This is a genomic window from Nocardia implantans, assembly GCF_035544775.1.
Lineage (GTDB): Bacteria > Actinomycetota > Actinomycetes > Mycobacteriales > Mycobacteriaceae > Nocardia > Nocardia implantans.
Genome location: NZ_JAYKYQ010000007.1, coordinates 280,225 through 307,165, shown reverse-complemented (window position 1 = coordinate 307,165; position 26,941 = coordinate 280,225). Strand labels below are relative to the sequence as shown.

Genomic DNA, 26,941 nt, shown 5'->3' with positions numbered 1-26,941 from the left:
ATTCCGGCGCATAATCGAGTCCGTCTGGAACACAAGGACATCGGGGGTCGATGGGGACACGCAGAGCGGTGCTGCAAGCGGGTATGGTTCTCCCGCTGGCCGCCGCGTGCGCGCCGGAGCTGTTGCTGGGCAGTTCGGACGCGGTGCGCGTCGGTGTGTCCTGGAGCGGGCAGGAACTCGCGGCCTTCCACGCCGTTCTGGACGGGCTCGACCTCGAGTTCGAGGTCGAGGTGATCCCGCTGGGCGACAACACCGACACCGCGTTCACCGCAGGTGGCCGGTCCGCGCCGGACGTGGTGTTGCTTCCGCAGGCCGGGCGGGTGCGGGAACTCGCCGAAGCGGGCAAGCTGCGGCCCGTCGACGAGACGGTGTGGGCCGACGAATCCGGCAGCCGCTACGCCCAACCCTGGCAGCTGTTGCTGCGCCACGAGAGTCGGCTCTACGGTGTGCCGTTCAAGGCGGCGGACAAATCGCTGGTCTGGTTCGACCGGCAGCAGTTCGCCGCCCACGGCTTGGGCGAACCGGCGGCATGGACGCTCGGTGGCTGGGTCGACCGGATGGAGGTGCTCGCGCAGACGCCGATCCGCCTGCTGGCGCTGGCCGCGGCCGACGGCTGGGTGCTCACCGACTTCTTCGAGAACGTGCTGCTCGCCGAATCACCGCGCATCTACGACGATCTGGCCTCCAAGGACAAGCCGGAGTGGGACAACCCGGCGGTGCGGGCCGCCTTCGGGCATCTGGGCGTGCTGTGGGGGCAGCGTCACGCGTTTCCCGGCGGGGTCGGCGTCGCGTTGACCAGGCAGTTCTCCGACGCCGTCCGGGAGGTGTTCCAGCATCGCCGTGCTGCGGCGGTCGTCGCGCCCGACTTCGCCGAACCGATCGTGCGCAGCGCCGTCCGCGCGTCCGGGCGAGCGATCGACGACGCTGTCGGGGTGGTGGCCTTCCCGCCGGTGAACGCCGCGTCGCTGCCGCCGAAGATCGTCGGCGGCGACGTGATCGTGGTGACCAAACAGGCGAACCCGCGCGCCGAGGACCTGGTCGAGAAACTGGCCGGCGCCCGCGCCCCTCTGCCGTGGATCGAGCGCTACGGCGGTTTCCTCGCCCCGAACCTGCGCACCGAGGCGGACTACTCGCCGTTGCTGGCGCCCTCGGCGCGGGAGCTGGCCGCCCGCAGCACCTTCGATCTGTCCGACCGGATCGGGCCGGTGGGCGGCCGGGAAGGATTGTGGCGGGTGCTGACGGAATTCCTCATCGCGATCGGCGACGGCGCGCAAGCGGGAACGACCGCGGCCACCGACCGCGCGATCGCCGCGCTGGACGACGCGGACCGGCGGCGCCGATGACGCGGCAGGATTTCGACGTCAACGGTCTGCGCATCGAGTTGGCCACCCGCCGCATGCGCGGGCCGCTGGTCGCCGGCGGCAGGCCACGACGCTGGCTGGGCCGGCTGGCGGGACTGCCTGCGACTCTGCTGACGGTGGCGCTGCTGGTGCTACCGGCCGGGTGGACCGTGCTGATCGCCACCAGGGCCAGCCCGTTGTCGGTGCTCGGCTGCGCGGTCGCCGCGACCGGTGCATTGCTGCCCGCCGCGCTGCGCAGGCGGCTGGGTGTGCCGTGGATCCGGATCCTGGTGTGGCCTGCGTCGATCGGCGCCACGATCGGCGGGCTGTCGCTGCTGGCAGGCACCATGAGCGCCGACGGGCGCGGTGCGTACCTGCGCACGCTGCTGTGGGTGGCGTTCGGGATCGGGCTGCTGCTGGTGGCGCTGACGATCGCCTGGTGGGGGCGGGCGGCGCGCTGGCTGTGGCTGCCGCTGATCGTGCCGTTCGGGGTGTCGGCGTTCGTGTCAGGGGTGGCGTTCCGGGTGATCTTCGGCAACGGCGCGCGATGGCTGGACATCGAGGACGTCACGCTCTACCGATGGTGGCTGGCGGCGATGCTGGGGTCGGCGTTCCTGTGGACCTGGCTGGGTTTCCTCACGGCGCTGTTCCGCGCGGGAATCCATGCGATCGAAGCCGATCCGGCGCGCGCCGGGTACCTGTATCGCGACGACGGCAGGCCGCTGGCGATCCGGCTGTACGAGTTGCTGCGGCCGGTGCTGTTGATCGCCGGACTGGCCGTCGGCGTCGCGGCGGCGCGGGTGTTCGATGTGGTGTTGATCGGAGTGCCGGGCGCCCTCGAGTACCAGGTCGACAGCGCGACCGTGCACTGGTGGCGGCTGGCGGGCGACGCCGAACCCGGCGTCGCGGCCGCCTACGCGCTGCCGTTGGCGGTGCTGGTCGGCGCGGTCGCCTGGCTGCTGCAAGTCGACGTACGCCGCCACCGCGCGAGTTGGTCCGCGGTCCGGGTGTTCTCGGTGGCGGGACGACGGCGCATCGGTCCGGTGCGGGCGGCGGGCATCGTGCTGGTCTCGGTGCTGGTGCTGTACCCGATCGGCGTGCTGGCCTACACCGGATTGCGCGGGCACGACGGCTTCGGCTTCTCGGCGCTCGCGCTGGTGTGGGGCGACGACGGACTGTGGCGTTCGCTGCAGACCACCGCCTGGGTCGCGGGGATCGTCACCGTGGTCGTGGTGACCGCCGCCGCTCCCGTGGCCTACCGGTTGGCCGCGCTGCGGCCCAACGGCACCGCCGCCCGGCTGGCCGTCGCCGCGCTGGTGGTGCTCGCGGTGATCCCGGCGCAGACCTACCTCGGACCGATCGACGGTCTCATCGACGCCTATGAGCTGTCGGGCACCAGGATTCCCCTGATCCTGGTGCACGCGGCCGCCGGACTGCCGATCGCCATCCTCGTGCTGCGCGGCGCGATGCTCGCCCCGCCGGGCAGCGCCGCCGCGGACGCCCTGCACGGTCTGGCCAGTCCTGGCACCATCGCCCAGCGCGTGCTGGCCTCCTCCGGGCCCGCGCTGGGTGCGGTGGCGGTGCTCGAATTCGTCCAGGTGTGGAACGACTTCTTCCTCGGCCTGGTGGTCAGCGGAGCGGGAGCGAGCCCGTGGTCGCTGCTGCTGTGGGGCGAAGCCAGGCAGTTCGGCGAGAACAGCGCGCAACTGGCCGCGGGATCGCTGCTGTCGGCCGTGTTGCCGGTGGCGCTGCTGCTGGTGACCTGGCGGCGCTGGGTGGTGCCGGGCCTCACCGGCGGAGTGCTGCGATGACCAGGGCCGGTGGCCGCGAGAGAGGACTCGGGTGAGCACATCGACCGACCACACCGAACCGGTGGGGCAGACCGCCACACCCAGATCCTCGATCTGGATCGGGTTCCTGGGCACCGCGTCGCTGGTCGCCTACACGGTGCTGTTCGAGTTGGTGCGCACCCTGGTGGTGAACTCGTTCGGCGAGAACGCCGTCGTGCAGTTCTTCAACGGGCCGCTGCGCTGGTTGTCGGTGCTGTTCATCGCCGCGGCGGCGACCTACGCGCTGTACCGGTTCGCGCGCGGGTACCGCACCAAGGTGCGCACCGCCCGCGAAATGGACCTCATCGCCGGACTCATCGAGCCGGGCCCCGCGCTCGCCGACCGCGGACCGCGGCAAGCCGCGCCGCCACCGCGGCCGGTCGCGGAGCTGAACGGGCATCTGATCGCCGCCGTGCTGCGCGACCTGCCGGTGCACGACTACGAAACCGTCGCGCTGCTGGCGGTGCTCAACGCCATCCGGGACACGCCGGGCCGGTTGCCGCTGGCACGGGAACCCTCGGCGCGCACCGCGGCGAAGCTGCTGGAAGGTCTGCTGCGCCGCGGGATTGTCGCCCAGGACGGCGCCCAGCGGTGGAGCGTGCGGCAGGTGCCGAGGCTGCCGGATCGAGCGACGGTGACCGACGGACCGCAGTGGGCGGCGGCGCTGACCGCGCTGTTGCACCATTACGCCGACCGTGCGCGCCGCTGGGCCATCGCGCTGGAGTCACGGCGCTTCGCCGTGGGCGCTCGCCGGTGGTTCGAAAGCGAGGAACCGTACCTGCGCGCTCTGGTGGCCGCGTGCGCGAATCCCGGCGTGGATTTTCCCCCGGCGGCGGTCGCATACCTGATTCGCCTCGGCAACGCCCTGGACGTGTGGTACGCGCGTATCGGGCTGGGGGAGAACGAGCGCGGTGTGGCCGACGACCTGTGCTCCCTTCCGGGAATCGACGAACTGAACCGGGATCTGGTGCGGCTGCGAGCAGGACGGCTGACCGAACGGCCACGCGGCTACCGGCCACGGCGGTTGTCGACGAGTCTGGCCGCCCGCTGGGAGCATCAGGCGGCGCTGCGGAAACTGGACGCCGCGTCGCCGCCGCTGGAGGAGGTGGCCGACCAGCTGGAGGCCGCGTGGTGGCTGCTGCCGCGTGACGACGTCGCCGGTGAGGTGTGCGCCCTGATCAACCTCGCCGTCGTGCACATCCGGCAAGGACGACCAGACGCCGCGCAGGACCGTCTCGAACTCGCCGAATCCCTCACCCGCACCGGCCTCGATCCCGACGGACGCGCGCAGACCCACGAGACCATGGGCACGATGTGGTGGGCTCGCGGCGAACCCCGCCGAGCCCTGCGCTGCTGGCAACTCGCCCTCACCGCCTACCGAGCCATCGACGACGACCTCGGCATCGGCCGCTGCCTGCAGCACCTCGGCTCCGCGGTTGTCGCCGACCCAGGCCACGCCACGCTGCTGCTGCCCACCGACCCGCCCCTCACCCGCACCGAAGCCCTCCGCCAAGCCAGCGGATGGCTCGCAGAAGCCCGGCGCAGGCATCCAACGGCTCGCCATGCCGGACACTACGCGGCGCGAGCGCGTGCGGACCTCCGCGCCGATCGCGGCGTGCGTGATCTCCTCACGCCCCGCCACCGCACCCCACTGACTCGCATAGATCAGTGGCCCGCGTCCGTCGAAGACCACGCCCACCGCCCGCAACCCACCCGCTGATACCCCGCCGCCCGCCCGCTCGAGTTCGCAACCGCGGCAGTGGAAGTACCGAACCCGACCGCGCAGCCCGCGCGTTGTCGCGAAGTTCGTTGTGCGACACTGCGACACCGTGCCGGAACTTCGCGTCGCGGTGATCGCCTCCCACGCCGGATCCGATCCGCGCGCGCTGCACCGCGCTTCCCTCCTCGCGGACGCACGCTTCCGCATCGTGCTCGTCATCAGCAACAACAGCGACTCCGGGGCGCTGCGCTACGCCCGCGACAACGCGATTCCCGCCCGGCACCTGGCCGGGCGCACCCACCACGACCCGGATGAAGCCATCCGCGCCGCAGTCGTCGAACACTCCGCCATGTGCACCGAGCCGTCCTCGACGCCGGAGATCCCGTCAGCGGCGCATCCGTCCACTTCGTCTCCGGCGATTGCGACACGGGGCAGGTCATGGGCCAGGTCGAGGTACCGGTCCGGCCGGGTGACACCCCACCGTTGCCGTACACACCGAGTACGGGGCTCTTGTGCTGGGCCGGGCGCGAATTCGGGTGTTCCGGCAAGGCAGGCCGCTGAGTGGCGCCGATGACCGTGCGATCCACCCTCGTTCTGGTCCGTCATGCCGAGCCCTTCATCCCTCGCGCCGGTGGGCCGGGTGACTACGAGCGGTCCCTGACCGCAGCGGGCGGACAGCAAGCCGAGCGGCTGGTCACCGAACTGGCCGCCCTGCAGCCCGCGGCGATCTTCTCCAGCCCGTTCCTGCGCGCCGTGCAAACGGTCCTACCGCTCGCACGCCGCACCGGCCTGCGCATCGAAACCCACCCCGACCTGCGCGAGTGGCAGTCCGGGATCGGCCCGAGACCCGACTATGCGCGCTACTACCGCGAGAGCTGGGCCGCCCCCTCGCTCGCCAGGCCCGGCGGTGAGAGTCTGCGGCAGGTGTCCGACCGAGCCGCGGCGATCCTGACGACGCTGGCGCACCGGCACCGCGGCCGGACCGTCGTCATCGGCAGCCACGGGACGTTCGTCTCCCGGGCTCTGGTCGCGTTCGGCCGCAGCGAGGTCGACTGGGCATTCAGCCACGCGATGCCGATGCCCGCGGTCTACCGGCTGGATGTCGAGGGCGACCGCGTCCAGGCCACGGGTCCCGGGTTGCGAACGTGAGTTGTTGCGGCGGGGTCACTTCGAGTGGTGTCCACCTCGCGTTGGGCGGGCCCGGCCCTGAGGCACCGCCGTATCCGCGGTGCGTCTGATCCTATGAAGGAACCTTCGCGTCATGCGGAGACTTGTCGGGGCGCAGGCCGCGCCAGCTGGGGTGGCGTAGACCCTCGGAGGTGACCTCGCGATACTCGATATCGCCGACGAGGACCGGCTCGACCCAGTGGGCGGAGGCGGCGAGCGCCCGCGGCGGCGGAACGTCGAAGGGCGTGTCAGGACGGGACAGCTCGTTGAGGCGAACTTGCAGCGAACGGCGGTCGTGCATGGTCCAGCCGGTGCCGACATTGCCCACGTGCACCAGCTGGTCTTCGTCGTCGTAGGCGCCGAGCGCCAGCGAGCCGAAGGTCGCCGAGAAACGGCCCGTACCGGGCAGCCAGCCCGCGACGACGACCTCGGTCGTCTTGCGCAGCGGCGTCTTGATCCACAACGGAGAGCGACGCCCGGGGTAGTAGGCCGAATCGAGCCGCTTGGCGACGATGCCCTCCAGGCCGTGTTCGCCGGCGATGCGCAGCAGCGTGTCGGCGTCGATGTCGCGGTAGAACGGCGGCGTCCGCACGAGCGGCCGGTCCAGCGCCAGTTCGGCCAAACGCTCCCTGCGCTCGGTGTAGGGCAGAGTCATGATGGATGCGCCGCCGACCGCCAGCAGATCGAACGCGAGATACTGCGCCGGGAATCCGCGCAGCAATTCCGCGCTGGGCGCGACCACATGCATCCGCCGCTGCAGGCGACCGAACGACGGCGCCCCCGTCTTCGGGTCCGGTGCCACGATCTCCCCGTCCAGAATCAGCTCACCGGCCTCGGCCAGTTCCGCCAGGACCGCCGTGAGTTCGGGAAACGAACCGCTGAGATCCCGATTGTTGCGACTGTAGAACCGGCATTCCCCCGGCCGGCAAAGCGCGATGGCGCGGATGCCGTCCCATTTCATCTCCAACGCCCACCGGCCACGCTCCCGCGGTGGCCGTCCGGAGACGGCCAGCATCGGCGCCGGCGCTGACAGCACACGATCAGCATATCCTCAGCTTCTCGGCGCTCCCCCATTACGCACGAGCTTGAGCAGGCTCTATTCCATACCGGCGTGAAGATTGGTCGCTCATAAATCAGCACTGGCAATTCTTCAGCTGACTCGGATCTGGCTGCCGTCCCTGGTGGCCGACGGGTCGACCAACGGGCGGTGACCCCGTCGAACGTAGTGAAATGGCGATCACGTGCGTTCGAGGGGTCGCCCACGATGCTGAGCTACTCGGCGTGGCGGCTGGTGAAGTCGAAGGATCCGCCGTCGATACCCCAGGAGATGACCCGTTCGGGGTGGATCCGGATGACCGCGCGTTCTTGAGAAGGGAACGGCGGCTCCTGATCCTCGAGCGCCTCGGCCGTGCCGCGCACCTCGATACCGCGAATCACATACGGCTCCAGTGAGACCTGCTCGTCGACCACGAACGACACCCGGCTACCGGCCCGGACATTGCGGTACTTACGGCTGTTGCGCATGCCCATACCGCCGATGTCGATACTGCCGTCGGCGTTGACCCGATAACCGGTCGGGTTGTTCTGCACCACCCCATCGGGCGACACCGTGGCCAACCGACCGATTCCCGCCTCGGCGAGAAACTTCCGCTCATTGATGGTGAAAATCATGTCGACAACTCCTTCGTGAATTCGATATCAGATAAGCCCCGGCGATGAGCCGGAAGTCCTCGAGCGCGGCGAGCGCAAGCCCTCGCCTGCCGCTGCCGCTCGTCTTGTGCCGGCGGTTCAGCCGGACCGCGACACCGCGCAGGACGGCACACCCCCGCGCTGCGTGATCAGAACAGGATCAACGCGGCGCACAGTCCGGCAATGGCAACGAACTGCAGAGCAACCCGGTATTTCAGAATGCTGTCCCACTTGTCCTGCAGCGCACGGGCATCCGCCGGGATGATGCCGCTGCGCGCCGCGGCGGTCTGCCGGGAATTGATCGGCTTGGCGACACGGACATAGAAAACAAGCCAAGCCGCCAGCGCCACCACCGTGACCCCCGCCGACACAGCCGCCCCCATCCGCCCGGCCCCCAACGCGATCAGCACCGTCAGCACCGCGGTCACCACACCGACCACACCGACCACCGGCATCCGCCTGTCACCGTAGTAGTGACCCCACCCCGCACTGATGGTCACTGTCGCGTCATCCAGCCTGCGATACACCGACCGGGTGATCAACGCCACCGAGACATCGGTGCCATAGACGATGGCATTGGACACAACGGCCACGGCGGCCATGATCTGGCCGGCGACGATCAGCATTTCCGTTTCCTTCCGCAAATCTAGCATCGCTAGAACCTGGAGCAACGGTAACACTGGGGCGCTAGCTTGTCTAGCTTTGCTAGATCAAGTCGCAACCGCAGGGTCCGACCCGAATCACGCAAACTGTTAGCGAACTCATCGTCGGCTGCGCTGGAGTGGCCATGCTCGATCGGCCGTGCCGGCCAAAGCCGTTGTCGAGGATCGGGTGTCGCTGATCGACAACGCGCGGCACAAGATGAAACGTGTCCAGCAAAGGAGCGAATGTGAATGGCGGCTGCCTGTGCGGCAATATCCGGTTCTCCGCGACCGGCGACCCGGATTTCCCTCACCTGTGCTCGTGCGAGCACTGCCAACGGCTTTCAGGCGCTCCGGTGATGTCGTGGGTGTCCTTCCCCGCGCAAGGATTCACCTGGACCGGTCCGGGCGGGGAGCCGACCTGGTACGAAACGTTCCCGCAAATCTGCCGCGGGTTCTGTCCGAAGTGCGGTTCCTCGGTCGCGTCCAAGGGTGACGAAGCCGGCTCGGTGGGGGTCACGATCACGGCGTTGGACGATCATGCCGACCTGGTCCCGGTCAAGCAGAGTTTCGCCCACAACGCAGTTCCGTGGATGCCTCCGCTGCGATGAGGCGCGTTGGCCGGAGCACCGCCGCCGACGCACTGGTCTGCCGCGGTGCGCGCACTACGGTGCCCGGAAGCCGCCGATCTTCTGTTCGAGCAGTTCGGCCAGCCGCAGCGGGGTTCGGTCCTCGAACATCGGACCGATGAGCTGCACGCCCACCGGCAGGCCATCGGGGCAGCGGCCCGCCGGTATGGCGGTGGCGGGCAAGCCGGGCATGGTGGCCACACCGGCCCAGACGAGCTGGTCGAAGTACGGGTAAGCGACACCGTCGATGTCGATCCGGCGTGCCAGTGGATCAGGGTGGTGGTCGTGCGGGAACGCGGGAGTCGGCGTGATCGGACACACCACGGCATCGAACTCGGCGAACAGTTGCCGCCAGCCGTGGCGGTGTAGCTCGCGACGATTGTTCACCGCCAGCCAGTCGCGGTGATCGAACACCATCGCGCGCAGCCGGGCCGCGTCCAAACTCTGATCGTTCGCGCTCAGTTCGGCTGCGCGGCTGCGCAGTTGCTCGTACTCGTCGACGGGGAAGTATGCCACGGAGCCCGAAAACAGCAGCTGCATGTAGAGCGCCGCGGCTTCGGTCATATCGGGTAGCAGTGGACTGTGTCGTTCGACGCGGGCGCCGCCGTCGGTGAGCGCGTCGGCCACCCGGTTCACCCCCGCCCGCACCGCGGATCCGGTCGGGATGAGCGGATGCTCCTCGAGGACCAGAACCCGGAAGTCGCGGAGCCGTTCGTGACGAGCCGGCGGCAGAGCCAGATCGAACGCCACGCCGCGTGTCAGGGGGTCCGGTCCGGCCATGACGTCGAGCAGCAGCGTGAGGTCGCGGGCGGTGCGCGCCATCGGACCGACGACGGCCATGTCGAGATCGACCGGCAAGGCCGGCGCGGACGGCGGGACCATCCCGCGCGGCGCCGCCAGCCCGAGTGTCGGCTTGTGCGCGTAGACCCCGCAGAAATGCGCGGGGGTGCGCAGCGAACCGGCCAGGTCGGAGCCGATGGACAGCGCGCCGAATCCAGACACCAGCGCCGCCGCCGACCCGCCGGAGGAACCACCCGACGTGCGACCGTGATCCCACGGGTTGTTGGTGGTGCCGTAGATCTCGTTGAAGCTCTGTATATCCTGCAGACCGAGCGGCACATTGGTCTTACCGAGCACAACGGCGCCCGCGGCCTCGAGCCGCGACACCTGTAGCGCGTCCTCGGCCGGCAGATAGTTCCGGTGCTCCGGCATGCCCCAGGTCGTGGGCAGCCCGGTGATGTTGTAGCACTCTTTGACCGTCACCGGTATGCCGAGCAGTAGTCGGTCCTCGCCGCGGGCGCGCGCCTGGTCGGCACGGTGCGCGGCGGCCCGCGCACGGTCGAAGGTCCGCACGCAGATCGCGTTGATCGACTTGTCTTCCCGCTCGATACGGGTGATCGCTTCGCCGGTCAATTCCACCGAGGTCACCTCACCGGCACGCAATGCGGCCGCGAGCTCTTCGGCCGACCGAAAATTCCACTCCATGAATCGGACGGTATCGGCCTGCCGTGACGGACATAAAATGCCGGTTCGCGCAAACGGGAAACTCCGACGGGTGACCTCCGGTGCGAATCAACGCACTCGTTCTCTCCTGTCCCAGGTCACGCTGTCGGCACAACCAGAGCGATTGGCACAGGCCATGAAACGCAGTTTCGATCAACGGGATACATGTCACCATGGCTGCCGTGTTCCCGATCCGACCGCAGAGGGTTCTACCGGCCGGTCAGGGCGGTTTGCGGCGAGATGGGCTACCGGGAAATGCATTGAGATGTGCCTGCGAGGCAGGCGTGCCCCGGGCGCGCCCGAATGTGCGATTCATTTCCGGAAATCGGTGAAGTAGCGGTATCGCATCCTTGCTCGAATTGTCGTTCGAAAGGCATTCGTGATGGGGAGCTTCGCCGGGCTGTGGTTACTTGTAGAACGAGGACAGCCATCACTCTCGGCCTGCGTCGCAGCTTTCATTTGGAAGTGCTCAGCTTTGTAGACAACGCAAATCCAGTTCTGGGGCTCACAGTCCGAGTTTGGTGACCGCGTTGTCTTCCAACGGGTTGGCGGTGCGGATGTAGCCGTGGACGGTGCGCGGGTTGCTCCAGCGGCCCTGACGCATGATCTCGCGGTCGCTGGCGCCGCCGAGCGCGGCCTGGGTGGCGAATCCGGCGCGTAGCGAATGACCGGAGAACAGGTCGGGGTCGAGCCCGGCGCGGGCGGCATAACGCTTGACCAGTTCGGCGATCGCCCGGCCGGACATCGCGCGGTCGCCGATTCCGCCGTGCCGATTGACGGTCGGGAAAAGCGGCAGGTCCGCGTCGGTGAGCGTGGTGCCGGTGAAGCCGTGGCAACGGTGGATGTCGGCCGATTTCGCGGGAAGCTCGGCCAGCCAGGCCCGGACACCGGAGGTTCCTGCGCTGGCATAAGTTTCCCGCAGGCGTAGCCAGTCGGCGAAGGCGCAGACCGGGCAGGTCGCGGGGCGGCGGCCGCGGGGCAGAGCCACGCGCTGTTCGGCCGCGCCGGTGGGGTCGGTCTTCGTCATGGGCAACCGGATCAGCAGGATCGGTTCGCCGGTCGTGTGGTCGACGCCCACCTCGACGTCCCCGATGCGCAAACCGGCCAGTTCACTGCGACGCAGGGCGCCCGCGAAACCGATGAGCAGTGCCAGCGCATCCCGGCGGCGGGCTGGTTCGGTGGGCCAGCCCGGTGCGGGCAACTCGCCCAGTAGTTGATCGAGGGTGTGCAGCAGGACCGGGCGTTTGCGGCGGGGTTGTGCCCGCCGGGTGCGGCGGATGCCGCGCAGGGTCAGGCGCACCACATCGGATCGAGTGGGGGACGGCAGACCGTTGGCCGCGTGCACCGCGGCGATGGCGGCCGACTTGCGTTCCAACGTCGCGGGACTGAACGCCCATGCGCCGCCTTCGCGGCGCGCGTCGGCGGCCGCGGCGAGATAGACGGCGACGTCCAGCGCGTCGGCGGGCAATGCCTGACGGCCTTCGGCGGCGCACCATGCCGACCACGCCACCCAATCGGACCGATAGGCGCGCAGCGTGTTCGCCGATTGCGACGCTTCGAGATACCGGCGCAGCGAACCGGCTTGACCGTCGTCGAAACGGTCACGCACCAGCCGCAGTGCCGCCGCGTCGACCAGCACGCTGCCCACCCCGCGGCGCAGCTCGGTGCGCACCGACTCCGGAACCGCGACCACGCCGGATCGATCGTCCATGACTCGGGCTCCCGCGTTTCGGTGACGGAACTGTTCAGCGCCATGGCCTTCGGCGCAGGCAGTCAGCCTACTTCACCGAGACGGCATCCTCGCGGGGTCTGTCGGGTGGCGGACCGCCCCGCACGGATGCCCGTCGGCCACCAGTCATGGAGCGTCACAGTGACGGTGCGCAAGGCAGTCGGGGAGGTGGGCCAACTCGCAGTCAGTGACGAACTCTTCGCGTCTGCTCTTCGGCCACCTCCGTTCGGCGACTTCCTCCGGCTGCCGTCGAACCGTGCCTCGTCCTCGAGACGCTCATGGGTCTAGGGCCCAGTAGTCGGCGAGGGGGTGCCCAGTTTTCCACTAGTTGCGTAGCAGTTTCGTTTCGTCACCAATGACGAAACGAAACTAAACGCACACACCACAGGGTGTTGGAGCCCGCACATCTGACCGCCGATAAGGTTCACTTATCGGCGGTCAGGAGAAGGAGGTTGTGTCCAGCGGCCATGGGGCGGAATGGAGGTTATTTCGTCTGGATACATCGCAGGCCAACGAAACAAACGCTACGGTTCTCTCGTTTCGAAGGGGAGTGCAACCCTGTCGGCTACGGCCGGTCTCCGAGAACCGAGCGTCAACGGTTCGCCGCTCGGGGCACCCGGACCCGCGGAAGAAAAGAGGGTTGCCCCGTCCCGAAACCTTGACGCGGTCGAGATCGCCTCTCCGGGTCCAGGACATTCGGCGCAGTGCCTGGTAGTTCGTCGTGATGGACGGTGGGGCGGAAGCGCTGCCCGCCGGGCGCGCTGACCCCTCGCTCAGCGGTCACCCCTCCGGAACGGATCGAACGCTACGATCTGGCCGTGTCGAAGGTGTGCAACTATCCGGGCTGTTCCCGTCCGATCACGAGCGGGGCGGGTCCCGGTCGTCCCTCGGAGTACTGTGACCGGCCCGATCACACGCGCTGGCGTGCGTGGCGCGAGCGGCAACGGCAACAACAGGAATCAGAGGCCGCGACCGCTGCCGTCACTGTGACGCAACCGGGCCCGGTGACGGCCGCGCGATTGCGGGCCGATGAACTGCTCACCCAGTTCCGGGGACTCGCCGAGCAGTTGAACACCACACTGAACGCGGCGGTCGCGGAGTTGTCCACACTGGCCGATCCGGCGGTCGCGGAAGCCCAAGTGCAGGCGGTACAGGTGGACGCGGCCCGGCGGATCGCCGAGGCGGAGGGCGCGGCGGTGGCGGCCGAGCAGGCGCGGCGGGAAGCGCAGGAGGCACGGGCACTCGCCGAGTCCGTCGCCGACGACGCGGCCGGCGCCGCCGAACAGGCCGAAGCGCTGATCGCCGAGGCGAATTCCGCGCGCGACGACGCGCTGCGGGAGGTCGAACGCGTCACCAAGCAGGCGGCCGACGACGTGTTCGCCGCCCGCAGCGCCGCGGAATCCGAAGTCCGCGCGGTGCGCCGCGAGACCGCCGAGCAGATCGAACGCATCGAACAGCAAGCAGCCGAACAGGTCGAGCGGGCCGAGCGCCGCGCGGACACCGATATCGCGCACGCTCGGCGTGAGGCCGAAGCACTGGTCGCGGCCGCGCATTCCGAGCGCGATCTCGCCGTGCAACGCGCGGCGGACGCCGAACGCGCGGCCGAACGAGCGGAGCGCGCCGCCGCGGAGCGCGCCGAAGCCGCCGACGAAGCGCGTGCCGAATGGCGCCGAGTACGTGCCGAACTCGACACCACCCGCGCCGAACTCGCCGAGACCCGTCGCGCCGCGGCAGCGGAACTGGCCTCCGTCCGTGCCGAAGCCGCCGCGGCTGTCGAGAAAGCGCGCGCGGAAGCGGATTCGCGACTGGAAGCGCTCGATGAAGCTCGCCTGCAGACCCTCGCACGCGCCGAACGCGCCGAAGCCCAGCTCGACGCCCTTCTCGCCGAACCTCGCAAATCACCCGCTATCCAGGAGCCCGGTCGGCGCGACGACATCTAGAGAGGCAACTGCTGGCCTCCTGGCTGCCCGGCCGCGCCTGGTATCGCGGTGGGAAGGTACCGGATCCGCAGAAGGCCGGTGGTTTCCGGCTCGACGACCCGGACGGGGAAGTCGGGATCGAATTCATGGTGGTCACCGAGCACTCCGGCACGCAGCCGCACACCTACCACGTGCCGCTGACCTACCGTGGCTCGCCGCTACCCGACGCCGCCGAAGCACTCGTGGGCACTTCCGAACACGGTGTGCTCGGCACCCGATGGGTATACGACGCCACCCGGGACCCGGTGGCGATGGCCCAGATCGTCGCATTGCTCACCGGACACGCGCGGCCCCAAGCCCAGAGCGCAAGCGACACACCGGACCCCTCGGTCACGGTGCACAGTACGGACACGCTGTCTGCCGCAGTAGGATTCGGTCCGGTGCGAGACGGGTCGTCCTCCACCGACATCACGGTGGGCAGTCGGATCATACGTATTCATCGCCTTCTGCAAGCGCCGATCTCGCCCGCGGAGCCGGCGGTAGCCGGCCGCGTCAGCGCCCCGTGGCGGCTGGGCGCCGACGTCATCGGCACGGGTGTATTGATCAGCGTGGCTGCATAATTCGAGAGCGGCGGCGGCGGCGCCACGCGCACGACGATGACTGTGATCGGGCAAACGAATCGCTAACGGCGCCTCTGGTCATATCATGTAGCTATGCCCGAAACCGAGGTCGAAGGGCGTACGGAACCACTGGCCGGCGCAGCCCGGCAGACGGTACTGGTGGCCGGTGCCTGCTCGATGATCATGGGTGTGGCCCTAGCGGTGTGGCCGCACAAGTCGCTGCCGACAGCGGAACTGCTGTCCGGCGGCTACCTGCTGCTCAACGGCGTCCTACAACTGGTGGTGGCGTTCGGCGCGCGCTTCGTGACCCCGTTGCGAGTGCTGGTGCTGGTCAGCGGGGCGCTGTCGGCGCTACTGGCGGTGCTGTGCTTCGCGGGCGGGAATTCGGCTCCGCTGCTGTCGTTCTGGATCGGGTTGGCGTGGGCGATCCGAGGGATCTGTCACGCCACCGTGGCGGTCTGGGTCGACGACCTGGCCGGGCGCGGACGGCAGGAGCTGTTCGGACTGGTCACGCTGGCACTCGGTGTGCTGGTGGGTTCGGTGCCGTTCGAGTCACCCGACACGCTCGGTTGGGTGGCCGGCTCGTGCCTGATCGCGATAGGAACGCTGGAAGCCCTGTTCGCCGTGGGCTCCCGGCGCGACGCGGTCGCGCTGCCGGGCATGGTGGCGACCCTGCGCCTGGATGGCTGAGCGCGACGACGCATCCGGTGGCGAGCCGGATGGCATCCCGGTTGACTGGGCGCCATGGCATCCCAGCAATCCGAACTCCGGTCGCCGGCCGAACTCGTCGTGGTCACCCACGGCACCGGCACCGCGATCACGCCGATCGCGCTGAGCGACAGTCGCAGCGCGCAAGCACGTCTGACGGAACTGCTTCCGGCCGGGGGCGAACTCGTGCGCATCTTCGGGCCGGCCAACCGTTTGGAGCGCAGGCTCACCGCCACCCCATATCGGGAGACCGGAGCGGAATACCTGCGCTACTTCTACGTCCGCGGTGTCACCGGCCGACTCGACGAGCTGGCCGCGCGGTTGCGTACCGCCGAGGACGTGGCGGCGGCATATGTGAAACCGCCCGCGGAACCGCCGATCGCGCCGGAGGGCGCGCGAGCGATCACAGGCCGCTCCGCCGCCGAGGCGCCGCCGGTCACGCCGGATTTCACGGTGCGGCAGGGATATCTGGATGCCGCTCCGCAGGGGATCGACGCCCGGTGGGCCTGGACGGTCCGCGGAGGCCGCGGGACCGGCGTGCGAGTGGTGGATGTCGAGGGCGCATGGCGGTTCACCCACGAGGATTTGCAGGTCAACCAAGGCGGGGTGATCGGGGGCAGCCCCTCGCCGCAACAGGGTTGGCGCGACCACGGCACGGCGGTCGCCGGGGTGATCAGCGGCGACGTGAACGCCTACGGCATCACCGGCATCGTGCCCGAAGCCCACATCCGCGCGGTGTCGATCTTCGGGTCCGGATCGGCGAGCGCTATCCGCTCGGCGGCGGACGCGCTCGGGCCCGGCGATGTGATGTTGCTGGAACTGCACCGTCCCGGACCGCGTTTCGACTACGCCAACCGGCCCGATCAGCGCGGCTATATCGCGGTCGAATGGTGGCCCGATGACTTCGCGGCGATCCGGTACGCGGTCGGCAGAGGCATCGTCGTCGTGGAAGCGGGAGGCAACGGCGGCGAAGACCTCGACGCCGCGCTCTACGACGCCCGCCCCGCGGAGTTCCCGAGCATATGGCGCAATCCGTTCCGCGGTGGCGACGCCGACTCCGGGGCCATCATCGTCGGCGCCGGCGCACCCCCACCCGGCTTCCACGGCCGCGACAACGGTCCGGCCCGCTCACGCTTGCCGTTCTCCAATTACGGAGAGCGGATCGACGTGCAAGGCTGGGGCCTGGAGGTCACCACCACCGGATACGGTGACCTGCAAGGCGGTCCCGACGAGGACCTCTGGTACACCGACGTGTTCAGCGGAACTTCGAGCGCGTCCCCGATCGTGGTCGGCGCGGTCACGAGCTATCAGGGCATGAGCGCGGCCGCGGCCGGACGCAAGACTCCCGCGGAAGTGCGCGCCCGGCTACGGGAAACCGGCACGCCGCAAACCGATGCCCCGGACCGGCCCGCATCTCAGCGCATCGGCAACCTACCGGATCTGAAATCGATGATTCTGCCTCGGTAGGACGCCGAAGGCGGTCATACTCCGAACTCCGGGAATTCGGCATGACACCCGATTATCCGCCCGATTGCGATCAGTGGAATCTACTCATCGCATAGTTGCTTCAGGTGGAATCCACGCGAAGGAGTTCCAGCCGTCCGTGGCCGCAGTCGGAAATTCCGCGGACGTGAGGTGCTATCGGCCGTCTTATTGGGACGGGGCGGCGAGTGCGCACTTCTCCTCCTGCGCGGAAACGCTGTCGGGGAACCGACCTGAGTTGCCTGCTCCTGGCGCGCGGATCACTCCACGCGTGCCGCGAGCAGCAACTCCAGCAGCAGCTGGGCGAATTCGGCAGGCGCGTCGGTGAATCCGCTGTGTCCGCCGGGGAACTCGATGAGCGGGATACCGATCCGGCGGGCGAGCTCCTCGGCGGGACGGTGGGGGAGCTTGCCCTTGGTCTCGCGGCCCGCGCCGAGCACGAGGCGGTCGGCGACCGCCGCCAGCGCCGCGACGTCGGGCAGATGCGAGGTGATCGTGCGCAGTTCGTGCGCCATATTGCGCGGCGCGTTGGCGTGCAGGCGTTCGATCATCGCCGCGGCGCGCGGGGAGAGTCCGGCGGGATCGGGCATGCGCACGCCTCCACCGATCCCTTCGAGGAAGCGGGCGCCCGCAGCGGCGAGGCCCTCGGTGACGAACAGTTCGTACACCTCGTCGACGAACGCTTTGTGCTCGGCGGCATCGGGCAGCACTGCGAAAGACGGCGGCTCGTGCGCGATCACCAACCGCAACCGGTCCGGGTGCCGGGCGAGCAGGTCGAGTGCCACCACCGCGCCGCCGCTGCCGCCGAAGACGTAGGCATCCTCGCCCGCAGGGGTGAGATGTCGCAGGAGTGAGTGGGCGTCCTCGCTTTGCACCTCGACCTCGATGTCGGCCGGTGGTCCAGGGTCGAGCACGCTGCGCGAGTATCCGCGCGGGTCGATGGTGACCACGGTGAAGTGCTGGGCGAGCGGGTCGAGGATGGGGTCGAACACCGCCGCGTCGCCTCCGCTGCCCGGCAGCAACAGCAGCACCGGCCCGGCGCCGCTCACCTCGTAGTACAGCGTGGCTCCCGGAACTGGCAGCGTGCCGGATCTCATGGTTTCTCCTCGTTGTCGGTCGGCCACTGCTCGAGGGCTACGTGCAGGGCATCGATGATGCGTTCCCAGGACTCGGCGGTGGAGCGCGCGTGCCCGAAGCCGCCGGTCGCCTCCAGAACGCTGTAACCGTGAAAGGTGCTGCGCAGCAACCGGACCGCGTCGGTAAGGTCGGGTTCGGCCAGACCGTAGGCGCGCAGTACGCCATAGGTCAGATCGATGGCGCGCAGGGCGCCGGTCGCGGTGCGCGCCCCTTCCGGATCGAACGGCAGCTGGGTCGCGGCGTAGCGGCCGGGGTAGCGCAGTGCGTAGTCCCGCCAGGCGTGGGCGTAGGCGGCGAGCGCGTCGCGTCCGGCGCGACCGGCCACGGCGGCCGCGATCAGTTCGGTCTTCTCCGTGGCCGCCAGAACGGATATCCGGGCCCGCAGGTCGCGCAGATTCTTCACGTGCGAGTACAGGCTCGCGTCCTGGACGCCGAACTTCTTGGCCACCGCCGACATGGTGACGTGCTCCAATCCGATCTCGTCGGCGAGATCGGCGGCGACTCGCGTGATCCGCTCCGCGGTCAGTCCCGCTCGGGCCATCATGCGCACACCTCCATAAACTCGGACCATTAGTTAGTATCCTAACTACCCTAGGTTTCGCAATCGCGGCTGCTCGCGATGAATCCCGGTCGTGCGCATCGTCTCCATTGCGGATACGAGAACCGACTGCACGAGGAGAACTCATGACCCCACTGCCGTCCGCGGTCAGCGCGCGGACCCTCGACGTTCCCGGCGCCCACCTGTACTACGAATTGCGTGGCGCGGGACCGCTGGTCGTGCTGGTGGGCGCGCCGATGGACGCCGCCGCGTTCGCGCCACTGGCCGATCTGCTCGCCGCCGACCACACCGTGCTGACCACCGACCCGCGCGGGCATCAGAACTCCACGCTCGACGACGCCGAACAGGACTCGACGCCGGAACTGCGCGCCGACGACCTCGCCCGGCTGATCGCGCACGTCGACGCCGGACCCGCCGTGGTCCTCGGTTCCAGCGGCGGCGCGGTGACCGCGCTCGCCTTGGCCCAGTCTCGTCCCGAGCTGGTCACCACGGTCATCGCGCACGAACCGCCGATCAACGCACTGATCGCCGACCGGGACGCCCACCGTGCCGCGACCGAAGACATCGTCGCGACCTACGCCAGGGGTGACATACCCGGCGCCTGGCGGAAATTCTTCGCCGCCGCGAACATCGCGATGCCCGAGCCGGTGCTCGAGCAGATGTTCGGTCCGGATCGCGACCCGCGGCAACTGGCTGGTGAACGTTACTGGTTCGCCCACGAGATCCGCGGCACCACCACGTGGGAGCCCGACCTCCGCGCTCTGCGCCACGCGCCCACCCGTCTCGTCATCGGGATCGGCGCCGAATCCGCCGGACAATTCTGCGATCGCACCTCGCGCGCACTCGCCGCGGCACTCGGTTCGGCACCGGCGCTGTTCCCGGGCGGACATACCGGATTCGTCGACGACCCTGGCGCTTTCGCCGACCGGCTACGCGAGGTCGTCAGCGTGTCCTGAGCCGGGAACCACCGAGGTCTCGGCTCACAACGTGAATCTGCGTCCCTTCGCCGCCCACTCACCACGACCGCGCGGCGTGATGGCCCAGCGGCCGCGGTGCTGGCAGTCCATGATCAAACCGCGCGACTGCAGGCGCAGCAATGCGCTGCGCACGGACCAGGCGGTCAATCGCGCCTGCTGCGCCAGTTGCTCGACGGTGAGCAATCCACCCGGCGCCAGCACACCCAGCACCGCGAAATCGGCGGCAGTCCTGGGTCGTCTCATCATGTTCGCAGCCCTTTCCCTCGCGGAGAACGCAGCCCGGGATCGACATCGGCGCGGCGGCCCGAGTTGCCGAATCGACGGTAGAAGCCACACCGATACCGCCGCCCACATTTTGCGCGACTTTGCGAAGTGCGTTGACCGGCATCGGGTCCGGTGGGGACGATTGCACGACATCGTCCGCCCGCTCTCGCAAAGGATCAGCTATGAACCTGCGACTTCTCGGATCCGGATCCGACCATGGAGCTTGCCCCGCCGTGTATGCGACCGACACCGGCGTGCTCGTGGTGCAGGGCGATGCCACCGACCGCACGGGCACCGTCCGCGTACCGCACCAACTGCTGGACTGGCTGGAGCCGGGCATGTGGCTACGGGTGGAGGCCAGCGGAACCTGCGGTTCGGTGCTGGTGGCCGGTGAACCGGTCACCGACCCCGAACTGCTCGCCCAATTGACCCTCGACTGTCACGAAACCGCCGTGGTGGTGCGCTGATGCTGCACGTCGCAGGCGATCGCTGTTTCGAGCCGCTGTTCCGGGCGGCTCGATTCCGCGCCTTTCACCTGGAGGTTCGAGATCACTACGTCATGGAGGACGAGCAGGAAGCATTGCGCCGCTTCGATGCCGGAGTAGCGTACGAGCGAGAGGAACAGCCCGAGTCATGGAAATCCTGGGATGCCCTGATGGTCGAGTCGGCCGCCCGCGGAGTCGCCCTCGAACGACTACGTGTCGTGACGGTCCCGCACACCGGCTACACCCGGTGGCTGTTGTCGGCCACCGACGACAACATCGCCACCGGTGAGGCGGTGCGCTGGCTGCCGCGGCATCTGGTCGACCCCGCCGATCTGCCGCACGACGACCACTGGCTGTTCGACACCCACACCGTGGCCTTCAACACCTTCGCCGAGAACGGGTCGTTCACCGGCCTGTCGATCACCACCGATCCGGCGCTGGTCAGCAGGTACCTGGGTGTGCGGGAACGGCTGTGGCCCATGGGAATCGAGCACCAACGATATTACGAGAGTGAGCACGTACACGAGTGAACGGTGTGTCGGACGCACGTGAGGTGCTGGGCGCCCGCCTGCGTGAACTTCGTCGCGCCGCCCACCTCACCGGCCTGGAGCTGGCCGCGAGGTGCGGGTGGCATTCGAGCAAGGTCTCCCGGATCGAGGGCGGCAAGCAGACGCCCTCGGAAGCCGATCTCGCCGCCTGGTGCGAAGCGTGCGGGAATATCGCCGTGCTGGACGATCTCGTCGCCAACGCACGCAATCTGCAATCGATGTACCTGGAATGGCAGCGCACCGTCGCCTCCGGGCACGCGCGCAGGCAGCGGCAGTCGATCGACTTGGAAGCGCAGACCACACAGATCCGCTGGTACGCGCCGGATACGTTGCCGGGGCTGCTGCAAACCGAGGGCTATGCGCGCGCGATCCTGACCGCCTGCATCGCCGTCACCGGCGGCCGTGACGACCTGGAAGAAGCGGTGGCCGCGCGCATGACCCGCAAGCAGGTGCTCTTCCGGGCGAAACACCGGTTCCACTTCGTGGTCAATCAGGCCGCGCTGTGGCGCACGGTCGGTGACAGCGCCGTCATGGCCGAGCAGCTCGCCCACCTGCTGGCGGTGATGGCCAACCCGAGCGTCCGGCTGGGCATCATCCCGATCTGTGCGGAGTACCGCGCTCCGGCAACGAACTTCGTCATCTACGACCGGGCGCAGGTGCTGACCGAGACGGTCTCGGCGGAGCTGACCATCACGCGGCCCTCGGAGATCGCGCTGCACGAGAAGACCTTCGCGATCCTCGCCGAGCAGGCCGAGTACGGCGATCGCGCCCGCGCGCTGATCGCGAAAGCGCTGGAACGCCGGCGCGGCGCCTGAGTACGTCCAGCCGCAGGTGCCGCCGCGATGGGGCGGCGGCACCGGGGCGCGTCAGCGCACGAAGGTCGCCGCGCGGTCGGCGAGGTCGAGCACTGGCTGCGGAAAGACGCCGAGCGCGAACGTGATCGCCGCGGTGATCGCCACGATCGTCGTCGTCAGCGGCGGGCTGACCAGCACCGGCGCGTCGGCGGGCGGATCGGTGAAGAACATCAGCACGATGACCCGCAGGTAGAAGAACGCCGCGATGGCGCTGCAGATCACGCCGATGATGACCAGCGGTGTGGCGCCGCCCGAAGCGGCGGCCTCGAAGACGGTGAACTTGCTGACGAAGCCACTGGTGAGCGGCAACCCGGCGAAGGAAAGCAGGAACAGCGCGAACACCGTCGCCAGCCACGGCGAGCGGCGGCCGAGCCCCGCCCAGCGCGGCAGGCCGGTGGCCTCGTCACCGTCCGGCTCGCGGACCAGGCTGACCACGGCGAACGCGCCGAGCGTGCCGATGCCGTAGGCCAGCAGATAGAACAACACCGCCGCGACGCCGCGGTCGTTGGCCGCCACCGGGCCGGTGAGCAGGAATCCGGCGTGGGCCACCGAGGAATACGCGAGCATCCGTTTGACGTCGGTCTGCGTGATGGCCATGACCGCGCCGACGGCCATGGTGGCGATGGCGACGGCGGCGAGGATGGGACGCCAGTCGTCGCGCAGGCCGGGCACCGCGACCTGCAGCACGCGCACCAGCGCGCCGACCGCCGCGATCTTGGTCGCCGCGGCCATGAACCCGGTGATCGCGGTGGGAGCGCCCTGGTAGACGTCGGGCACCCAGGATTGGAACGGCACCGCGCCGATCTTGAACAACAGCCCGACCGCGAGCATCGCGATCCCGAGAACCGCCAGCGTCGCGTTGTCCGGCTGCCGCGCGATCGCCTCGGCGATGCCGCCGAGGCGCACCGTGCCCGCCTGGCCGTACAGCAGCGCGACGCCGTAGAGGAAGAACGCCGAGGAGAACGCGCCGAGCAGGAAGTACTTCAGCGCCGCTTCCTGGGAGAGCAACCGCCTGTGCCGGGCCAGACCGCACAACAGATACAGCGGCAGCGACAGCACTTCGAGAGCGACGAACATGGTCAGCAGGTCGTTGGACGCCGGGAACAGCAGCAGCCCGCCGACAGCGAGCAGCGTCAGGGGAAACACCTCGGTGGTCGCGACACCCGCGCGCAGCGCCGCCGCTTCGTCCGCGCTGCCCGGCACCGCGGAGGCCTGCGGCGTGAAGGCATCGACGCCGCGTTCGAGGGTGGCGGCCGCCCGGCTCCAGGTTCCCGGGCCCGACCGCGCCCGCTGACGCGGCTGCGCTCCGCGCTCGGCGATGAACAAGATCCCCAGCAGCGACACCACCAGGATCGTGCCCTGCAGGAACAAGGTCACGCCGTCGATCGCGACCGCACCGGCGACAGCCGCGGTTTCGGTGCCCGCCAGCAGCGCCACGGCGATCAGCGCGGCGATCAAGCCCGCCACGCTCAGCACCAGATGGGTGGCATAGCGGTAAGGCCGCGCAACGAACGCTTCGGCCAGGACACCGAGCACGGCAACGCCGAACACGATGAGCATGGGCGACAGGGCGCCGTATTCGATGCTCGGCGCGGGAACGCTCGCGGCGAGCGTCGCGGTGGAGGCGAGGTCGGTCATTTGTGGGCACCTCCGGGATGGTTCGCCGATCCCGCCTCCGCCGGTGGCGCCGACGGCGCGGGATCGCTGCGGCCGATGGTGGTGAGCGTCTGGCTCACCGCGGGATCGATGAAGTCGGTCAGGACTTTCGGGTAGATGCCGAGGAACAGCAGCGCGGCGATCAGCGGGATAACGACGGCGAGTTCACGCGGAGCGAGATCCCAGATCCGTTCGTTGCCCTTCTTCACCGGTCCGGTCATCATCCGCTGGTAGAGCCACAGCACGTAGAGCGCCGCGAGCACCAGCGCGCTGGCGGCGATGACGGCGGCGAATCGGTAGCGGGTGAAGGTGCCGATCAGCACGAGGAATTCGCTGACGAACGGCGCGAGGCCGGGGAGCGACAGCGTCGCCAGACCGGCGATGAAGAACGTGCCTGCCAGCACCGGGGCCACCTTCTGCACGCCGCCGTACTCGGCGATGAGCCGGGTTCCGCGCCGCGAGACGAGGAATCCGGCCACCAGGAACAGCGCGGCGGTGGAGATGCCGTGATTGACCATGTACAGCGTCGCGCCGGTTTGCCCCTGGCTGGTCATGGCGAAGACACCGAGGATGATGAAACCGAAGTGGGAGATCGAGGTGTAGGCGATCAGGCGCATCACGTCGGTCTGCCCGATGGCCAGCAGCGCGCCGTACACGATGCCGATCACCGCGAGCGTGATCACCAGCGGCGCATAGGTGTCCGACGCGCCGGGGAACAGCAGCAGGCAGTAGCGCAGCATGCCGAAGGTGCCGACCTTGTCGACCACCGCCATCATCAGCACCGCGCTCGACGGCGTCGCGGCGACGGCGGCGTCGGGCAGCCAGGTGTGCAGCGGCCACAGCGGCGCCTTGACCGCGAAGGCGAACATGAATCCGAGGAACAGGGCATTGAGCACCGCCGGACCCGCGCCGAGCTGCCCGGCGTTGGCGGCGGCGACCACCGCGCGGAAATCGAACGTGCCCGCCGATCCCTCGCCCAATCCCTCGCGGGCGGTCAGCACGTACAACCCGATGACCGCGGCGAGCATGATCAACCCGCCGAACAGGTTGTACAGCAGGAACTTCACCGCCGCGCGTGACCGCTGCCTGCGCAGCAGCGCGTCGCCGGTGCGTGGACCGAACCCGCCGATGAGGAAGTACATCGGGATGAGCATCGCCTCGAAGAACACGTAGAACAGCAGGATGTCCAAGGCGAGGAAGGAGATCAGCACCATCGCCTCGACGAGCAGGATGAGCGCCACGTAGGTGTGGGCCACCCGTCTGCCGCTGCCGACTTCGCGTTCGTCGTGCCAGCCCGCCAGGATCAGCAGCGGCACCAGCGCCGCGGTCAGCAGCACCAGCACCAGCGCGATGCCGTCCAGTCCGAGGGTGTAACCGGCGCCGAACGCCGGAATCCACTGATGGGATTCGACGAACTGGTATTGCGCGCCGCCGGGATCGAAGCGCACCGCGAGCGCGATGCCGATACCCAGCGCCAGCACCGAGAAGCCCAGTGCCACCGCGCGTGCGAGGGTGCGCCGCGCGGCGGGCAGCGCGAGCACGATCGCCGCGCCGACCACCGGCGCCAGCCACAGCGTCGTCAACCAGGGGTATTCGTTCACCACAACCTCACCGCCAGCAGGGCGGCGGCCACGAGGGCCGCGCCGGTGAACATGGACAGGGCATAGGAGCGCACGAATCCCGACTGCACTCGCCGGGCCCGCGCGGACAATCCGCCGATCAGCGCCGCGGTGCCGTTGACGATCCCGTCGATGCCGCGGTTGTCGAGGAAGACCAGCGCCCGGGTCAGGTACTGTCCCGGCCGCATGAGCGCGGTCTCGTTGACCGCGTCGCCGTACAGGTCGCGGCGCGCGGCGACGGTTAGCGCGGAGACAGCGTCGGGCGCGGTCTCGGGGACCTCACGCTGCGCGTACTGCGAGTAGGCCACCCACACCCCCACGGCGACCACGCCCAGCGCGAGAACCGTGACCAGCGCCGCGGGAACGGTTTCGGTGCCGTGGTGGGCGCCGACGACCGGTTCGAGCCAGTTCTGCAGCGAGGAGCCGAAGACGAACACCGCCCCCGCCCCGATCGAGCCGACGGCGAGCAGGATCATCGGCCCCGTCATCACCGCGGGAGCTTCGTGCGGATGGGTGTCCGGTTTCCAGCGGCGTTCGCCGAAGAACGTCATCAGCATGACCCGCGTCATGTAGAACGCGGTCAGGCCCGCGCCGAGCAGCGTGACCAGCCCCAGTGCGACCCCGCCGAGGCCGCCTTGGTTGAACGCCGCCTCGATGATCCGGTCCTTGGAGAAGAATCCGGCGAACGGTGGCACGCCGATGATGGCGAGGTAGCCGAGGCCGAAGGTGACGTAGGTGATCGGCAACAGCGTGCGCAGTCCGCCGTAGCGGCGCATGTCGGTCTCGTCGTTCATCGCGTGCATCACCGAACCGGCGCCGAGGAACAGCCCGGCCTTGAAGAACCCGTGGGTGAGCAGATGCATGATGGCGAAGGCGTACCCGGCGGGACCGAGGCCGGCGGCCAGCACCATGTAGCCGATCTGGCTCATGGTGGAGGCGGCGAGCGCCTTCTTGATGTCGTCCTTCGCGCAGCCGATGATCGCGCCGAACAGCAGGGTGACCGCGCCGACCAGCACCACGCCGAGGCGCGCGTACGGTGCGAGATCGAAGATCGCGTTGGAACGCGCGATCAGGTACACGCCCGCGGTGACCATGGTGGCCGCGTGGATGAGCGCCGACACCGGGGTGGGGCCCTCCATCGCGTCACCGAGCCAGGATTGCAGCGGCACCTGCGCGGACTTGCCGCACGCGGCCAGCAGCAGCAACAGGCCGATCGCGGTGAGCGTGCCCTCGCCCGCGCCGGACGCGGCGCCGAACACGACGTCGAAGTCGATGGATCCGAACGTCGCGAACATGACCATCATCGCGATCGCCAGGCCCATGTCGCCGACCCGGTTGACCACGAACGCCTTCTTCGCCGCCGTTGCCGCCGACGGCTTGTGGTACCAGAACCCGATCAGCAGGTAGGAGGCCAGGCCGACGCCTTCCCAGCCGAGGTAGAGCACCAGGTAGTTGTTCGCCAGGACCAGCAGCAGCATGGCCGCGAGGAACAGGTTCAGGTAGGCGAAGAACCGCCGCCGCGCCGGATCGTGGCTCATGTAGCCGATCGAGTAGACGTGGATCAGCGAGCCGACACCGGTGATCAGCAGCGCGAAACACATCGAGAGCTGGTCCAGGCGCAGCGCGAAGTCGACCTGGAGCCCGGCCACCGGGACCCAGCTGAACAGGTCCTGGTGCACCGCGCGGTCGGCGGTGTCGCGCCCGAGCATGTCCGTGAACGCCAGCGCGGCGACCACGAACGAGGCCAGGGCCAGCGCGGTGCCGAGCAGATGACCCCACTTGTCGGCGTGACGTCCGGTCAGCAGCAGGACGATGGCGCCCGCCAGGGGGAGGGCGGGCAGCAGCCACAGCGTCGCGGTGTCCACG

25 protein-coding genes are annotated in these 26,941 nt (G+C 69.1%); 14 read left to right on the top strand and 11 right to left on the bottom strand.

The features are described from left to right. Positions 1-50: 50 nt before the first annotated feature. The 5 genes from U3653_RS18920 (at position 51) to U3653_RS18905 (ending at position 6,038) form a co-directional block, all read left to right on the top strand. Entirely contained in the window at positions 51-1,343 is a 1,293-nt protein-coding gene (locus U3653_RS18920) for an ABC transporter substrate-binding protein (protein ID WP_323124276.1), read from the top strand. After that, positions 1,340-3,151, top strand: a complete 1,812-nt coding sequence (locus tag U3653_RS18915) for a hypothetical protein (protein WP_195081155.1) — start codon at positions 1,340-1,342, stop codon at positions 3,149-3,151. The genes U3653_RS18920 and U3653_RS18915 overlap by 4 nt, the downstream gene beginning before the upstream one ends. 31 nt (positions 3,152-3,182) lie before the next feature. After that, on the top strand, positions 3,183-4,889 hold the full coding sequence (locus tag U3653_RS18910; RefSeq protein WP_195081156.1) for a tetratricopeptide repeat protein: 1,707 nt from the start codon (positions 3,183-3,185) through the stop codon (positions 4,887-4,889). 351 nt (positions 4,890-5,240) lie between these two features. Then, positions 5,241-5,450 (top strand): formyltransferase family protein, encoded by a 210-nt coding sequence (locus U3653_RS33265; RefSeq protein WP_195081157.1) that lies wholly within the window; start codon positions 5,241-5,243, stop codon positions 5,448-5,450. 9 nt (positions 5,451-5,459) lie between these two features. Then, on the top strand, positions 5,460-6,038 hold the full coding sequence (locus U3653_RS18905; RefSeq protein ID WP_323124275.1) for a histidine phosphatase family protein: 579 nt from the start codon (positions 5,460-5,462) through the stop codon (positions 6,036-6,038). A 91-nt stretch (positions 6,039-6,129) separates the two neighbouring features. On the opposite strand, the gene ligD is transcribed toward U3653_RS18905, so the two are convergent. The 3 genes from ligD to U3653_RS18890 all read right to left on the bottom strand — a co-directional run bounded on the left by ligD (position 6,130) and on the right by U3653_RS18890 (position 8,371). Continuing rightward, a complete protein-coding gene (gene ligD / locus U3653_RS18900; protein WP_195081417.1) occupies positions 6,130-7,071 on the bottom strand; it encodes a non-homologous end-joining DNA ligase in 942 nt (313 codons plus the stop codon). A 257-nt stretch (positions 7,072-7,328) separates the two neighbouring features. Further along, positions 7,329-7,727, bottom strand: a complete 399-nt coding sequence (locus U3653_RS18895) for a PPOX class F420-dependent oxidoreductase (protein WP_195081158.1) — start codon at positions 7,725-7,727, stop codon at positions 7,329-7,331. Between the two features lie 167 nt (positions 7,728-7,894). Beyond that, positions 7,895-8,371: a DUF1772 domain-containing protein gene (locus U3653_RS18890; RefSeq protein WP_195081159.1), complete on the bottom strand. Its 477-nt coding sequence runs from the start codon at positions 8,369-8,371 to the stop codon at positions 7,895-7,897. Positions 8,372-8,613: 242 nt separating this feature from the next. Here U3653_RS18890 and U3653_RS18885 point away from each other — a divergent pair, with 242 nt between their 5' ends. Next, on the top strand, positions 8,614-8,997 hold the full coding sequence (locus tag U3653_RS18885) for a GFA family protein (RefSeq protein WP_195081160.1): 384 nt from the start codon (positions 8,614-8,616) through the stop codon (positions 8,995-8,997). A gap of 54 nt (positions 8,998-9,051) precedes the next feature. Here the strand turns inward: U3653_RS18885 and U3653_RS18880 are convergent, their stop codons facing one another. Both U3653_RS18880 and U3653_RS18875 read right to left on the bottom strand, forming a co-directional pair. Continuing rightward, positions 9,052-10,500, bottom strand: coding sequence for an amidase (locus U3653_RS18880; RefSeq protein WP_195081161.1), 1,449 nt, complete (start codon positions 10,498-10,500; stop codon positions 9,052-9,054). 523 nt (positions 10,501-11,023) lie between these two features. Then, on the bottom strand, positions 11,024-12,229 hold the full coding sequence (locus U3653_RS18875) for a site-specific integrase (RefSeq protein WP_195081162.1): 1,206 nt from the start codon (positions 12,227-12,229) through the stop codon (positions 11,024-11,026). A gap of 1,004 nt (positions 12,230-13,233) precedes the next feature. On the opposite strand from U3653_RS18875, the gene U3653_RS18870 reads away from it, so the two are divergent. The 4 genes from U3653_RS18870 to U3653_RS18855 all read left to right on the top strand — a co-directional run bounded on the left by U3653_RS18870 (position 13,234) and on the right by U3653_RS18855 (position 16,961). Continuing rightward, positions 13,234-14,187: a coiled-coil domain-containing protein gene (locus tag U3653_RS18870; RefSeq protein WP_195081163.1), complete on the top strand. Its 954-nt coding sequence runs from the start codon at positions 13,234-13,236 to the stop codon at positions 14,185-14,187. After that, positions 14,145-14,786, top strand: a complete 642-nt coding sequence (locus U3653_RS18865; RefSeq protein WP_195081418.1) for a maltokinase N-terminal cap-like domain-containing protein — start codon at positions 14,145-14,147, stop codon at positions 14,784-14,786. The genes U3653_RS18870 and U3653_RS18865 overlap by 43 nt, the downstream gene beginning before the upstream one ends. Before the next feature lie 93 nt (positions 14,787-14,879). Then, positions 14,880-15,476: an HdeD family acid-resistance protein gene (locus U3653_RS18860; RefSeq protein ID WP_195081164.1), complete on the top strand. Its 597-nt coding sequence runs from the start codon at positions 14,880-14,882 to the stop codon at positions 15,474-15,476. 54 nt (positions 15,477-15,530) lie between these two features. Further along, positions 15,531-16,961: a S8 family peptidase gene (locus tag U3653_RS18855; protein WP_195081165.1), complete on the top strand. Its 1,431-nt coding sequence runs from the start codon at positions 15,531-15,533 to the stop codon at positions 16,959-16,961. A 275-nt stretch (positions 16,962-17,236) separates the two neighbouring features. Here U3653_RS18855 and U3653_RS18850 read toward each other — a convergent pair whose 3' ends face one another. Both U3653_RS18850 and U3653_RS18845 read right to left on the bottom strand, forming a co-directional pair. Then, the gene (locus U3653_RS18850; RefSeq protein ID WP_195081166.1) at positions 17,237-18,073 is read right to left on the bottom strand and encodes an alpha/beta fold hydrolase; all 837 of its coding nucleotides are present in this window, start codon (positions 18,071-18,073) and stop codon (positions 17,237-17,239) included. After that, positions 18,070-18,657, bottom strand: coding sequence for a TetR/AcrR family transcriptional regulator (locus U3653_RS18845; protein ID WP_323124273.1), 588 nt, complete (start codon positions 18,655-18,657; stop codon positions 18,070-18,072). Before U3653_RS18845 ends, U3653_RS18850 begins: the two co-directional genes overlap by 4 nt. A 140-nt stretch (positions 18,658-18,797) precedes the next feature. On the opposite strand from U3653_RS18845, the gene U3653_RS18840 reads away from it, so the two are divergent. Then, positions 18,798-19,628 (top strand): alpha/beta fold hydrolase, encoded by an 831-nt coding sequence (locus tag U3653_RS18840; RefSeq protein ID WP_195081167.1) that lies wholly within the window; start codon positions 18,798-18,800, stop codon positions 19,626-19,628. A 24-nt stretch (positions 19,629-19,652) separates the two neighbouring features. On the opposite strand, the gene U3653_RS18835 is transcribed toward U3653_RS18840, so the two are convergent. Next, positions 19,653-19,895, bottom strand: coding sequence for a MarR family transcriptional regulator (locus tag U3653_RS18835; protein WP_159929549.1), 243 nt, complete (start codon positions 19,893-19,895; stop codon positions 19,653-19,655). A gap of 251 nt (positions 19,896-20,146) precedes the next feature. On the opposite strand from U3653_RS18835, the gene U3653_RS18830 reads away from it, so the two are divergent. Genes U3653_RS18830 through U3653_RS18820 form a run of 3 tightly spaced genes read left to right on the top strand, consistent with a single transcriptional unit; the run spans position 20,147 to position 21,761 of the window. Then, entirely contained in the window at positions 20,147-20,380 is a 234-nt protein-coding gene (locus U3653_RS18830; RefSeq protein ID WP_051020738.1) for a hypothetical protein, read from the top strand. Continuing rightward, positions 20,380-20,928, top strand: a complete 549-nt coding sequence (locus U3653_RS18825; protein ID WP_195081169.1) for a DUF6879 family protein — start codon at positions 20,380-20,382, stop codon at positions 20,926-20,928. Before U3653_RS18830 ends, U3653_RS18825 begins: the two co-directional genes overlap by 1 nt. 5 nt (positions 20,929-20,933) lie before the next feature. Next, positions 20,934-21,761, top strand: a complete 828-nt coding sequence (locus tag U3653_RS18820) for a helix-turn-helix domain-containing protein (RefSeq protein WP_323124272.1) — start codon at positions 20,934-20,936, stop codon at positions 21,759-21,761. Between the two features lie 51 nt (positions 21,762-21,812). Here the strand turns inward: U3653_RS18820 and nuoN are convergent, their stop codons facing one another. Genes nuoN through nuoL form a run of 3 tightly spaced genes read right to left on the bottom strand, consistent with a single transcriptional unit; the run spans position 21,813 to position 26,940 of the window. Beyond that, a complete protein-coding gene (gene nuoN / locus U3653_RS18815; protein WP_195081171.1) occupies positions 21,813-23,438 on the bottom strand; it encodes an NADH-quinone oxidoreductase subunit NuoN in 1,626 nt (541 codons plus the stop codon). After that, positions 23,435-25,057, bottom strand: coding sequence for an NADH-quinone oxidoreductase subunit M (locus U3653_RS18810; RefSeq protein ID WP_195081172.1), 1,623 nt, complete (start codon positions 25,055-25,057; stop codon positions 23,435-23,437). The genes nuoN and U3653_RS18810 overlap by 4 nt, the downstream gene beginning before the upstream one ends. Next, positions 25,054-26,940: an NADH-quinone oxidoreductase subunit L gene (nuoL, locus tag U3653_RS18805; RefSeq protein ID WP_195081173.1), complete on the bottom strand. Its 1,887-nt coding sequence runs from the start codon at positions 26,938-26,940 to the stop codon at positions 25,054-25,056. The genes U3653_RS18810 and nuoL overlap by 4 nt, the downstream gene beginning before the upstream one ends. Position 26,941 lies beyond the last annotated feature (1 nt).

Excerpts from the sequence above, each read along its gene's own strand:
- U3653_RS18920 (WP_323124276.1), top strand. The coding sequence starts at position 51 with ATGGGGACACGCAGAGCGGTGCTGCAAGCGGGTATGGTTCTCCCGCTG.
- U3653_RS18915 (WP_195081155.1), top strand. The coding sequence starts at position 1,340 with ATGACGCGGCAGGATTTCGACGTCAACGGTCTGCGCATCGAGTTGGCC.
- U3653_RS18905 (WP_323124275.1), top strand. The coding sequence starts at position 5,460 with ATGACCGTGCGATCCACCCTCGTTCTGGTCCGTCATGCCGAGCCCTTC.
- ligD (WP_195081417.1), bottom strand. The coding sequence starts at position 7,071 with ATGCTGGCCGTCTCCGGACGGCCACCGCGGGAGCGTGGCCGGTGGGCG.
- U3653_RS18895 (WP_195081158.1), bottom strand. The coding sequence starts at position 7,727 with ATGATTTTCACCATCAATGAGCGGAAGTTTCTCGCCGAGGCGGGAATC.
- U3653_RS18890 (WP_195081159.1), bottom strand. The coding sequence starts at position 8,371 with ATGCTGATCGTCGCCGGCCAGATCATGGCCGCCGTGGCCGTTGTGTCC.
- U3653_RS18880 (WP_195081161.1), bottom strand. The coding sequence starts at position 10,500 with ATGGAGTGGAATTTTCGGTCGGCCGAAGAGCTCGCGGCCGCATTGCGT.
- U3653_RS18875 (WP_195081162.1), bottom strand. The coding sequence starts at position 12,229 with ATGGACGATCGATCCGGCGTGGTCGCGGTTCCGGAGTCGGTGCGCACC.
- U3653_RS18860 (WP_195081164.1), top strand. The coding sequence starts at position 14,880 with ATGCCCGAAACCGAGGTCGAAGGGCGTACGGAACCACTGGCCGGCGCA.
- U3653_RS18855 (WP_195081165.1), top strand. The coding sequence starts at position 15,531 with ATGGCATCCCAGCAATCCGAACTCCGGTCGCCGGCCGAACTCGTCGTG.
- U3653_RS18850 (WP_195081166.1), bottom strand. The coding sequence starts at position 18,073 with ATGAGATCCGGCACGCTGCCAGTTCCGGGAGCCACGCTGTACTACGAG.
- U3653_RS18845 (WP_323124273.1), bottom strand. The coding sequence starts at position 18,657 with ATGATGGCCCGAGCGGGACTGACCGCGGAGCGGATCACGCGAGTCGCC.
- U3653_RS18840 (WP_195081167.1), top strand. The coding sequence starts at position 18,798 with ATGACCCCACTGCCGTCCGCGGTCAGCGCGCGGACCCTCGACGTTCCC.
- U3653_RS18835 (WP_159929549.1), bottom strand. The coding sequence starts at position 19,895 with ATGATGAGACGACCCAGGACTGCCGCCGATTTCGCGGTGCTGGGTGTG.
- U3653_RS18825 (WP_195081169.1), top strand. The coding sequence starts at position 20,380 with ATGCTGCACGTCGCAGGCGATCGCTGTTTCGAGCCGCTGTTCCGGGCG.
- nuoN (WP_195081171.1), bottom strand. The coding sequence starts at position 23,438 with ATGACCGACCTCGCCTCCACCGCGACGCTCGCCGCGAGCGTTCCCGCG.